7 protein-coding genes and 1 tRNA gene are annotated in these 12,583 nt (G+C 38.1%); 7 read left to right on the forward strand and 1 reads right to left on the reverse strand.

The features are described from left to right. Nucleotides 1-46 precede the first annotated feature (46 nt). Nucleotides 47-119 (forward strand) — tRNA-Thr (locus DW862_RS11260). 221 nt (nucleotides 120-340) lie between these two features. Here the strand turns inward: DW862_RS11260 and DW862_RS11265 are convergent. Then, a complete protein-coding gene (locus DW862_RS11265; RefSeq protein ID WP_004307234.1) occupies nucleotides 341-1,549 on the reverse strand; it encodes an ROK family transcriptional regulator in 1,209 nt (402 codons plus the stop codon). Nucleotides 1,550-1,883: 334 nt separating this feature from the next. On the opposite strand from DW862_RS11265, the gene DW862_RS11270 reads away from it, so the two are divergent. From DW862_RS11270 to DW862_RS11295, 6 genes are all read left to right on the forward strand, one after another. Further along, nucleotides 1,884-3,758, forward strand: coding sequence for an FAD-dependent oxidoreductase (locus tag DW862_RS11270; RefSeq protein WP_049702992.1), 1,875 nt, complete (start codon nucleotides 1,884-1,886; stop codon nucleotides 3,756-3,758). 44 nt (nucleotides 3,759-3,802) lie between these two features. Further along, nucleotides 3,803-4,900: a DUF4434 domain-containing protein gene (locus DW862_RS11275; protein WP_008644125.1), complete on the forward strand. Its 1,098-nt coding sequence runs from the start codon at nucleotides 3,803-3,805 to the stop codon at nucleotides 4,898-4,900. 5 nt (nucleotides 4,901-4,905) lie between these two features. Further along, a complete protein-coding gene (locus DW862_RS11280; RefSeq protein ID WP_120068201.1) occupies nucleotides 4,906-6,309 on the forward strand; it encodes a sugar porter family MFS transporter in 1,404 nt (467 codons plus the stop codon). 131 nt (nucleotides 6,310-6,440) lie between these two features. Continuing rightward, complete coding sequence (locus tag DW862_RS11285) at nucleotides 6,441-7,619, forward strand: AGE family epimerase/isomerase (RefSeq protein WP_120068304.1); 1,179 nt, start codon at nucleotides 6,441-6,443, stop codon at nucleotides 7,617-7,619. 47 nt (nucleotides 7,620-7,666) lie between these two features. Beyond that, complete coding sequence (locus DW862_RS11290) at nucleotides 7,667-10,666, forward strand: TonB-dependent receptor (protein ID WP_008017521.1); 3,000 nt, start codon at nucleotides 7,667-7,669, stop codon at nucleotides 10,664-10,666. Between the two features lie 13 nt (nucleotides 10,667-10,679). After that, the gene (locus DW862_RS11295; RefSeq protein ID WP_087319035.1) at nucleotides 10,680-12,566 is read left to right on the forward strand and encodes a RagB/SusD family nutrient uptake outer membrane protein; all 1,887 of its coding nucleotides are present in this window, start codon (nucleotides 10,680-10,682) and stop codon (nucleotides 12,564-12,566) included. Nucleotides 12,567-12,583: the final 17 nt, after the last annotated feature.

A 12,583-nucleotide genomic window follows, 5' to 3' on the forward strand; every position in this document is an offset into this window, starting at 1 on the left:
TCTCAAATAAAGCTGTAATTTTGCACGCCGTAAACGAGAGACAAACGCCGCTATAGCTCAGTTGGTAGAGCAACGCATTCGTAACGCGTAGGTCGCCAGTTCAAGTCTGGCTAGCGGCTCTCAAATTAGAACGCTGATTATTAATTAATAATCAGCGTTCTAATTTTTACAGGATTCCCTATTCTTATTTTAAAAGGGAAATCCTGCGTATGTAATAGATGTGAAATATAAAAATGTAATCTATGTTGAGTCGTATTATTGTTTTAGTGGTTGCCGGAGTAGCCGTAGTCTATATCGTTCGCTTTATAGATAACTTTTTCTCCCAGCGTAGAAGATAAAACTAACTTTCAAACATTCTGCTGCGTGCGAGCATACAAGCGCCAACGATGCCGGCTTTGTCTTTCAGCTTAGATGTGATGATGGCTGAATCTTTATTAACCAGATTTAGAGAGTACTTGCGTACGGCTGTTTTTATGGGCTGGGTGATATAATCACCGGTTAAAGATAAAGTTCCACCTATAATGACCAGTTCCGGGTTGAAGATATTGATTAGCCCGGCGATCTGTTTGCCTAGTTTCTGTCCGATTTCTTCTACAATTTCAATGCAAAGCAGGTCTTCTTTATTCACAGCGGCAATGATCTCATCAAGAGTGATCGGGTTTTCCTCTGTGGCGATTCGTGTAGATAGAATGGAACTTTCCCCACTTTGAATACGCTCTAATAAGATACGATGAAGTGCCGATCCGGAAGCTTCCGTCTCCAAGCAACCTTTTTTTCCGCAATGGCAGATTATCTCATTATCATAAGCACTCATGTGTCCAAATTCACCGGAGAATCCGGATTTCCCGGTATAAATCTTACCATCAATAATAATTCCGATACCTACTCCCCAGCTTACATTCACAAAAATGATATCTTTTTCTCCTTTCACGCAGCCTTGCATGTATTCGCCATAAGTCATGGCGCGTGTGTCATTATCAATGGTTACTTTATATCCCAATTTTTCGGATAATACATCCGCCAACGGCCTTTCCTCAAAATTGAATTGACTGAAGCTATACCCTGATTCAGGATTTACACGTCCCGACACATTTACATTAATATTTAAGATCTTCTCTTTATTAATAGTGAGCTTCTTTATAAAATTGAGAATATGCTTGCATAACTCATTCATCCCTTCGATTGAGTTCTCAAACTTATAAGGTATATTCATTTTCAATTCTACCATATCGCCTTTGAAATTTATCAGTCCGATATTGACGGCGAATCTTTTGATGTCTACACCCAAAAAGTAACCGGATTCCGGATTAAGCCCATAGAGGTTGGGATGGCGTCCGCCACTAGTCTCCAATTTGCCATAATCATTAATATATCCGTCATCACACATTTCACCGATAAATTTGGTGACAGTTGGTACACTTAAATCCAGCTCTTTTGAAAGATCGGGAATTGTAGAACTTCCATTATATATATAATGTGTAATAATCCTCTTTTTGACGAGAGCACTTTTAGAGCCCTTTTCTATTTCTTTCAAGAATTGTTGGTTCATAACTATGCATATTTGGTAATTCACACAAAGATAATTAATTTTTTTATTAATACGTGGTTTTGAAGCTTTGAAAATTAGAATATCTTGAATGTTATATTTCCTATATACTATGTAATGGATTTATATATAGGATAATGTAGCTATGGATGATTGTGGATATAATAAATGAAATAAGATGATTTGTGAGGTAATTCCTCCTTCTATTAATTAATAATGCGAGAAATAATGATTTTATTAATAAAATATTTTATTATCTATTGTTTATTTAATAAATATAGCTATATTTGTACCGTGATATTATTAATAAAACTCTATATCCTTAAATGAATTTAGTATGAGAAACTATTTTTTAGGTCTGTGTTTATTATTTGCTTTGTGTTTTACAGCATGCTCTCATTCAGATGATTCTGTTGATGTGCTAATTATTGGTGGAGGTGCCAGTGGAGTGACTGCTGGTATTCAGTCTGCTCGAATGGGGGCTGCAACATTGATAGTAGAAGAAACTGAATGGCTGGGTGGAATGCTTACATCTGCAGGCGTAAGTGCTGTTGACGGAAACTATGATTTACCGGCAGGTTTGTTTGGTGAGTTTCGCGAACATTTGGCAGATTATTATGGTGGACTTGATTCTCTAAAAACCGGTTGGGTGAGTGCAGTGTTGTTTGAACCTTCAGTCGGAAATAAAATTTTCCATGAAATGGTTGACGCGGAGAAAAATCTAAAAGTATGGCATAATGCTACCTTGGTAAAGCTGGAAAGAGAGAAAGATGTTTGGATTGCTCAAATTCAGATGAAAGATAATACAATCAAAAAAATACATGCTAAAATATTGATTGATGGTACTGAATTGGGGGATATAGCAAAAATGTGCGGGGTGAAATATGATGTCGGTATGGAAAGCCGTCATGATACAAAAGAAGATATCGCTCCGGAAGAGAAAAATAATATAGTTCAGGATATTACATACGTAGCAATCTTGAAAGATTATGGTAAAGATGTGACTATTCCTTGTCCTGAAGGATATAATAAGGATGAATTTGCTTGTGCTTGTGCCAGTCATGTTTGTATCACGCCTAAAGAACCGGATCGTGTATGGTCTAAAGACATGATGATAACTTATGGAAAACTTCCTAATAATAAATACATGATTAATTGGCCGATAGAAGGCAATGATTATTATGTAAACTTGATTGAAATGACCCGTGAGGAACGTGAAGAAGCCTTGAAATATGCAAAACATTATACGATGTGTTTCGTTTATTTTCTGCAACATGAATTAGGTTTTAATACATTGGGCTTGGCTGACGATGAATATCCTACAGCCGACAAATTGCCATTTATTCCTTACCATAGAGAGTCTAGGAGAATCCATGGGCTAGTACGTTTTGATTTAAATCATGCTTGTGAACCGTTCAGGCAGTCTCAACCTCTTTATCGTACTTGTATTGCCGTGGGGAATTATCCTGTGGACCATCATCATACGCGTTATCATGGATATGAAGAGTTGCCTAATCTTTATTTTCATCCGATACCGTCATACGGTTTACCTTTAGGAACTTTGATTCCGAAAGATGTTGAAGGATTGATTGTTGCTGAAAAATCAATATCTGTTTCTAATATAATTAATGGTACCACTCGTTTGCAGCCGATGGTTATGCAGATCGGGCAGGCAGCGGGAGCATTGGCAGCTCTTGCGGTGAAAGAAGGTAAAAACATAAGAGAAGTATCTGTTCGGGAAGTACAAAATGCGATTTTGGATGGAAAAGGATATTTATTGCCTTATTTAGATGTTGAGTTAGATCACCCAATGTTTAAGTCACTACAACGTATCGGCTCTACAGGTATATTAAAAGGTATAGGTAAAAGTGTTGACTGGTCAAATCAAATGTGGTTCAGAGCGGATACATTATTATTGGCAAATGAGTTGAAAGGATTGGGTGATGTTTATCCTTTTGTCAATAAGCAAGTATTCGAAGGTAATAATACCATATCAATTCAGAAAGCTACAGAGCTAATAGGAGAGATTGCAGAAAAAGAAGGTATTGAGATGAAAGAGGGTAGGGTAGAAGAGATATGGAATGAATTTGAATTGAAGGACTTTGATATGAATCGAGACATCCTACGAAGTGAAATGGCAATTTTGATTGATCAGATATTAGATCCTTTCAATAATAAAAAAGTAGATATTACAGGACAATATATTCAATAGGTAATAATAATATAAGTGTTAACTGCTGTTTTAATTAAACTAATATGAAAACATTAGATCGAAGAGACTTTCTAAAAAAAGCCACATTGGCTGGCGCGTCAGCCTTGACTGTACCAACTTTGTTTGAATCTTGTACTTCAAAAGCTAGTGCCAGTACAGTAGTGGCAACTGATGGTTTGGAAAGTAAACTCATTGTTCCTAAAAACAATGGCTTAAAAATTACCGGAACTTTTTTGGATGAAATATCACATGATATTCCACATCAGAACTGGGGTGAGAAAGAATGGGACTTGGATTTTCAGCACATGAAAAATATAGGAATTGATACAGTAATAATGATCCGTTCTGGTTATCGTAAGTTTGTCACTTTTCCTTCTCCTTATTTATTGAAGAAAGGTTGTTATATGCCTTCCGTTGACTTGGTGGATATGTTTTTACGTTTAGCTGAAAAGTATGGAATGAAATTCTATTTTGGACTATACGATTCGGGTAAATACTGGGACACAGGGGATATGACCTGGGAAGTGGAAGATAACAAATATGTAATTGATGAAGTTTGGGAAAATTATGGTTCCAAGTATAAAAGTTTTGGAGGATGGTATATCAGTGGTGAAATAAGCCGGGCAACGAAAGGGGCGATTGGTGCTTTCCATGCATTAGGAAAACAATGTAAGGATATATCTAATGGATTACCGACTTTTATATCGCCTTGGATTGATGGCAAAAAAGCGATCATGGGAACGACAAAAATGACTAAAGAAGATGCCGTTTCTGTACAACAACACGAAAAAGAATGGGATGAAATTTTTGATGGAATTCATGATGTGGTAGATGCATGTGCATTTCAAGATGGGCATATTGATTATGACGAATTGGATGCGTTCTTTTCTGTCAATAAAAAATTAGCAGACAAGTATGGTATGCAATGTTGGACAAATGCCGAATCTTTTGACCGTGATATGCCAATTCGTTTTCTACCCATTAAGTTTGATAAACTTCGGATGAAGTTGGAAGCAGCTAAACGTGCCGGATATGATAAGGCTATTACTTTTGAATTTTCTCATTTTATGAGTCCGCAATCAGCCTATCTACAAGCTGGTCATTTATATGACAGATATAAAGAATATTTTGAAATAAAATAAATGTTATGAAGTCTACAATCAATTTTGGTTATCTTATATTCCTTTCTGTTGTGGCAGCATTGGGAGGCTTCTTGTTCGGATATGATACCGCAGTTATATCGGGAACAATTGCCCAAGTGACTCAACTTTTTCAATTAGATGCACTACAACAGGGATGGTATGTAGGATGTGCTTTAGTAGGCTCTATCGTAGGTGTTCTTTTTGCTGGAATCTTAAGCGATAAGTTAGGAAGAAAACTTACGATGGTTATTTCAGCTGTGTTGTTTTCCACATCAGCTCTAGGATGTGCTCTATCAGCCGATTTTGCCCAATTGGTAGTTTATCGGATTATAGGTGGAGTAGGAATAGGGGTTGTGTCCATTGTTTCTCCTCTTTATATATCAGAACTAGCTGTAGCGCAGTATAGAGGACGTTTGGTGTCATTGTATCAGTTGGCTGTAACAGTTGGTTTTTTGGGAGCTTATTTAGTTAACTATCAATTATTGGCATGGGCGGAGAGTGGTACGCAATTAAGTGTGGATTGGTTGAATAAAATATTTATAACTGAAGTATGGAGAGGTATGTTGGGTATGGAAACATTGCCGGCAATCTTATTCTTCATTATCATATTTTTTATTCCGGAAAGTCCCCGCTGGTTAATCGTACGTGGAAAGGAATTGAAAGCTGTAAATATATTAGAGAAAATATATAATTCGATTACAGAAGCGAAAAGTCAATTAAATGAAACGAAATCTGTGCTGACCTCTGAAACAAAATCGGAATGGTCTTTATTGATGAAGCCTGGAATTTTCAAAGCTGTTATTATCGGTGTGTGTATTGCGATTTTAGGACAGTTTATGGGTGTGAACGCAGTACTTTATTATGGCCCTTCTATCTTTGAAAACGCAGGACTTTCAGGAGGAGATTCTCTTTTTTACCAAGTTCTGGTAGGACTAGTCAATACTTTGACCACGGTTCTGGCTCTTGTCATCATCGATAAGGTGGGCCGCAAGAAGCTGGTTTATTACGGAGTTTCGGGTATGGTGCTCTCTCTGGTCCTTATCGGTCTTTACTTCCTCTTCGGAGATTCCCTGGGAGTATCCAGCCTCTTCCTGCTCATTTTCTTCCTGTTCTATGTATTCTGCTGTGCCGTATCCATCTGTGCCGTGGTGTTCGTACTCCTCTCGGAGATGTATCCCACCAAGGTTCGCGGACTAGCCATGTCGATAGCAGGATTTGCTCTGTGGATCGGAACGTACCTGATCGGACAGTTAACCCCCTGGATGCTCCAGAACCTTACCCCCGCCGGAACATTCTTCCTGTTCGCCGTTATGTGCGTACCATATATGCTGATTGTCTGGAAACTCGTGCCGGAGACCACCGGGAAGTCGCTGGAGGAGATTGAAAGATACTGGACCCGTTCGGAATAAATATAAAACAGACCTTAATAACAATAAACTAACATTTTATAAATATGGATAGTAAGAATAACATTGGTCATTCAGCAGACATCTCTTTAACTGCTGAATTACCCATACCAATCTATAATGGAAATACGATTATGGATTTCAAAAAACTGGCAAGTCTGTACAAGGATGAGCTTCTGGACAACGTCCTTCCTTTCTGGCTTGAACATTCACAAGATCATGAGTATGGTGGTTACTTCACCTGTCTGGACCGTGAAGGAAAAGTATTCGATACGGATAAGTTTATTTGGCTGCAAAGTCGTGAAGTATGGATGTTCTCCATGCTTTACAACAAAGTGGAGAAACGTCAGGAATGGCTGGACTGCGCCATTCAGGGGGGCGAATTCCTAAAAAAATATGGACATGACGGCAATTATAACTGGTATTTTTCCCTTGACCGTTCGGGTAGACCATTGGTAGAACCGTACAATATCTTTTCATATACATTTGCTACCATGGCTTTCGGTCAGTTAAGTCTTGCCACCGGCAATCAGGAATATGCAGACATTGCCAGGAAAACCTTCGATATCATCTTGTCTAAAGTGGATAACCCGAAAGGCAAATGGAATAAGCTTCATCCGGGTACTCGCAATTTGAAGAACTTTGCTTTGCCGATGATCCTTTGTAACCTGGCTCTGGAAATAGAGCATCTTTTAGATGAAAGTTATCTAAAAGAAACAATGGAAACTTGTATCCACGAAGTAATGGAAGTTTTTTACCGTCCTGAACTCGGAGGGATCATTGTTGAAAATGTAGATATCGACGGTAGCCTGGTTGACTGCTTTGAAGGCCGTCAGGTAACTCCGGGACATGCCATTGAAGCGATGTGGTTTATCATGGATCTGGGCAAACGCCTGAACCGTCCGGAATTGATAGAGAAAGCCAAAGAGACCACCCTTACAATGCTTAATTATGGCTGGGATAAGGAGTATGGAGGCATTTATTACTTTATGGATCGTAATGGTTGCCCACCTCAACAATTGGAGTGGGATCAGAAACTCTGGTGGGTGCATATTGAGACGCTTATTTCTCTATTGAAAGGTTATCAGTTAACGGGAGACAAACAATGCCTGGAGTGGTTTGAGAAAGTACATGACTATACGTGGGGCCATTTCAAGGATAAAGAATATCCCGAATGGTATGGATATCTGAATCGAAGAGGAGAAGTGTTACTTCCACTCAAAGGAGGAAAATGGAAAGGATGTTTCCATGTACCAAGAGGGCTGTACCAGTGCTGGAAAACATTAGAAGAAATAACAAATATCGTATCCTAATTAGTTCTAAATTTAATATTATGAGAAAAATTCTATTTTTAATTTTAATGTTAAGTTCTGTCGGTATACAAGCACAGAATTTAATCGTAAAAGGAGTCGTCTCTGATGAGTCCGATGTATTGCCAGGAGTAAGTATCTTTGTTGAAGGTACATCTAAAGGAACAATTTCAGATATTAATGGAAAATACTCTATTGAAGTAAAAAAAGGGAGCAAACTAGTTTTCTCTTATGTAGGTTATCGCACAGAAGAGCTGATAGCAAATGCTCCTGTACTAAATGTAAAAATGAAAGCTGACGCTATTCAGTTGGAAGAAGCAATAGTAGTAGGGTATGCTAAACAGAAAAAAGCAACATTAACCGGAGCTGTATCTTCTGTTAGTTCTGAAACTATAACAAAAAGAAGTGTAGCATCTTTATCTACAGCCTTACAAGGTGCTATGCCAGGGGTGACTATTCAACAGACTTCAGGTGAACCTGGTGGTGATGGTGGTTCTATTCGTATTCGCGGTATCGGCTCTATTAATTCAAATACGGATCCGTTAGTTTTGGTTGATGGAATTGAAATGAGTATCGATCAAGTAGATGCTAACACAGTAGAAAGTATTTCTGTTTTAAAAGATGCTGCTTCTGCTTCAATATATGGTTCCCGGGCGTCTAATGGTGTTATTCTTATTACAACCAAAAGAGGTCAAAAAGGAAAAATAACAACGACATATAGTGGTTACCTAACAATCCAGCGCCCAACTAATATGCCTGAACCTGTAGCTGCATGGGAATATTTACAAGCAGAACTAAATGCTTGGGATAATGCAGAAATTACAGTATCCGACGCGCAAAGAGCTCAACAACTGCAACAGATAGAAGAACAAAAAACATTACGTCCGGATAATTGGAACAGGTACGATACCGATTGGAAAGATGAAACGATGAAAAATCATTCAATCATGCACAACCATAATGTAACAATTAGTGGTGGTAGTGACAAACTGACTTTCTTTGGTTCTGGTACTTACCTATACCAAGATGGTTTGATACCTAATGATAATTATAGTCGTACTAACCTTCGTTTAAATGCAGATGCTCAAATACTTCCATGGGCTAAGTTTAGTATTGAAACAGCATTAAGACAAGGTAAAAAAGTAAATCCGGGTTTGAGTACTCCCAAACAGATTATCAATCAGTCTTTATATATGTTGCCCACTCTTTCTGCTGCCAGAGAGCTAGATGGGAATTGGGGATATGGAAAGAATGGTATGAATCCTACAGCTCAAGCATACGATAGTGGAGAAAAAATAACAAAAGGGACAGATGCTGTGGTAAACGGAACATTAACTCTTACTCCTATCAAAGGCTTAGAGCTTGTAGGACAATATTCTCGCCGTCAATCCACAAGTAGAGGGCGTACATTAATAACTCCATATACGACGTCTCTAAGAGGTCAAATCATGGGATCATACCCTACAGATGATTCACTGACAGAAAGCTGGAGTGAAACCGTTAGAAATTATTATCGTGCACAAGCTTCGTATGAAAATAAATTCTTTGACCATTATGGAAAAATATTAGTCGGCTTCCAGGCAGAAGATAATCTGAATACTTCCTTTTCTGGTGGAAAAAGAGGTTTCGATCTAGGGCGTTATTATTTAGGTAATGGAGATTCTGCAACCGCAACGTCCTCCGGTGGAGCAAATTCTTGGGCTATGATGTCATGGTATGCCCGCTTGAATTACAACTACAAACAACGTTATTTACTGGAGGTAAATGGTCGTTACGATGGCTCTTCCCGTTTTACCAGAGATAATCGATGGGGATTTTTCCCTTCGTTGTCTGCCGGTTGGGTAATATCTGAAGAGAACTTCATGAAATCTACTCGTAAAGTACTTGACTTCTTAAAAGTTCGTGCTTCTTACGGTCTTTTAGGAAATCAGAACATCGGTAATTATCCTTATGCTGCAACCATTGCAACCGGATATGGATACTATTTAGGTGGTGAAGAAGCAGATAAAGAATTAGTATCAGGTGTGGCTCAAACAACACTAGCCAATTCGGATATTAGTTGGGAAAAATCAAAGCAAATAAATTTTGGTATTGATTTTAGTTTGTGGAATGGTTTGTTAAGCGTTACAGCGGATTATTACATCAAAAATATTTATGATATGTTGATGAAGTTTCCATTACCATACTATGTAGGAATGAGTCCAGCATATACCAATGCAGGAGATATGTCCAACAAGGGTTGGGAAGTAAGTGTCAGTCATAAAAATAAATTAAATGACTTCACGTATGGGGTAACATTTACTTTAAGTGACAACCGCAACAAAATAACCAATCTAAACGGACTTAATTCTCAAGATAAAACAATGGTAGAGGGTTATCCTAACAAAGGTATTTGGGGATATGTGACTGATGGGTATTATAAAGATTGGGATGATGTTAACAATTCTCCTAAATTAGGGGATGCTCGTCCGGGATTCGTTAAGTATGTTAAAACTTATCAGGGTGAAGACTCTGACCCTATGACAATTGATACTCGTGACATGGTATATCTTGGTGACCCGTTCCCACACTTTGAATATGGTGTAACGTTAAATGCCGGTTGGAAGAATTTTGATTTCACAGCTTTCTTCCAAGGAGTCGGGCAACGTGTGAATTATATGAGTGGAGTTGGTCTTAAACCTTTTGCTAACGGTTCGAATCTTTTCAGACATCAAATGGATTCATGGACTCCGGATAATCAGGATGCAGCATACCCCATTTTGGTTCCTGAAGCTAATGCAGGTCCTAACTATCAAAAATCCGATAAATGGGTACGAGATGCCTCTTATTGTCGTTTGAAAAATGTTGTTTTAGGTTATACTTTACCTAATTCATGGACTAAGAAATTAAATATTGGTAGCTTGAGAGTGTATGCAAGCGGACAGAACCTATTTACCATCAGTAATTTCTATAAGGGATATGACCCCGAAGTTGCATATAGCGGCTCTGTTGGAGGGGAATTCTACCCCATTATGCAAACATTTACGTTTGGTATTGATTTAAAATTTTAAATAATCAAATATTATGAAAAAAGCAATCAAATATATATTTAATAACAAAGTTCTTGCAAGTGGGGCTTTGATATTATCACTAGGAATAGCAGGCTGTAGTGACTACTTGGATAAAGAGCCTATGAGCGAATATTTATCGTCCAATTTTTATAATAACGATGGCGCAATAGCACAAGGGGCTAATGGGTGTTACCAGCGTTTGCTGATGGATCATAGTAATACTAGTAGTATACCTTATTGTATATTATGGGATATGTATACGCCTTATGGCATCGAACGTGCGGACAACAGTTCTATTGGTGTTGGTAATATTGAGTTACGAACAAATTTCACAGTAGAACAAACATGGGCTATTTTATATACTTCTGTGGCAAGATGTAATTCTGTGTTGGATGGAGCTAAGCCTTTTTATAATGAATTAAGCGATAAGGCTAAAATTTATCTTGCAGAAATTCAAGTTTTGAGATCTCATTACTATATTCAACTAGTTTCTTTATGGGGGGATATTCCATATTTCACATCTGCAGTAACGGAAGAACAGACAAAGCAGGTTTCACGTACTCCCTGGAAAGAAGTTGTAGATGATATATTAAAAACATTGGACGAAGCTGCCGATATTTTACCTTGGACAGCGGCTAATTATGGACGTGTCGACAAATCAGTAGCATTAGGATTGAAAGCAAGATTGGCTTTATATGCCGGTTCATGGTGTAAATTTGGTTTTGGTATGGATGGTGAAAAAGATCAGGCTAAAGCTACAGAATATTTTAAGATTGCAGCAGCAGCTTCTAAAAAAGTTATAGACGAAAGTGGACGTGATTTGGCTACTAATTATGCAGATCTGTTTACACGGACAGGACAACTAAAAGAAGACGTAAAAAAAGAAACGATGTTATTTATGATGTTTTCAAACCAAATTCATTCGTTTACTCAATATATGTCTTTAGGTGAACAAGTTCGTATGATTGGACAAAGTGGACGTTTTCCTACCCAACAGTTAGTTGATACTTACGAAATGAAAAATGGTAAACGTATTGATGAGACTGGTTCCGGGTATGATCCTAAGAAACCGTTTGATAGTCGTGATCCTCGTTTAAAAGAAACAGTTTACACTCATCATGATGTTATCATCGGAAATACTGGGGGAGACAACAAAATGAAATTCCTGATGGAAGTCTATAATCCTCAAACGACCTCTTGGGATAAAGATGGTAATGAAAAGTTGGTTGCCAACTTAGATTATGCTGGTGCTGTTGCTCAATATGGTTACGTAAGTAGTGGTGTAGGATTTGCATGGAAAAAGTATAATCATTTCGATGATGAGGCAAATGCCAATCCTAGTTATAACATTCTGATCATGCGGTTTGCAGAAATTCTTTTGACTTACGCCGAGGCTAAAATAGAACTTAATGAATTAGATGCAACGGTTGTAAATGCAATTGATCGAGTTAGAGCTCGTGTAGATATGCCTGGTATCTTATCTGTTGATCCGACACGTGAGAATGATCAATTAAAGATGCGCCAAATTGTACGCCGTGAACGTAAAGTGGAATTGGCCAAAGAGGCGTTAATGTTATTTGATATGCGTCGTTGGAGAACTGGTGATATTCAAAATGCCGAACCCACTTATGGTTACCCTAAAGCAACAGGGGTAGATCCGACCACAGGAAAATACCCCGATGGGTATGAACAGGCTACTCCAGATATGGTTCCTTCTTATGGCGCTTCAGGATCGGACAGAGATATAAACGATATTGCCAGTTATGCTGCATACGGTGATAAACTAAGATCTCGTGATAAAGGTCGTAGCTGGAATAACAGACATTACTTATGGCCTATCCCGCAAACAGAGCGAAATAAATGCCCTTGGCTGGAACAGAATAAAGGATATGGTGAGTAATATATAACGCATTTAGT

Origin of the sequence: Bacteroides sp. AM37-9, from assembly GCF_003603455.1 — a bacterium.
Taxonomy (GTDB): Bacteria; Bacteroidota; Bacteroidia; order Bacteroidales; family Bacteroidaceae; genus Bacteroides; species Bacteroides xylanisolvens.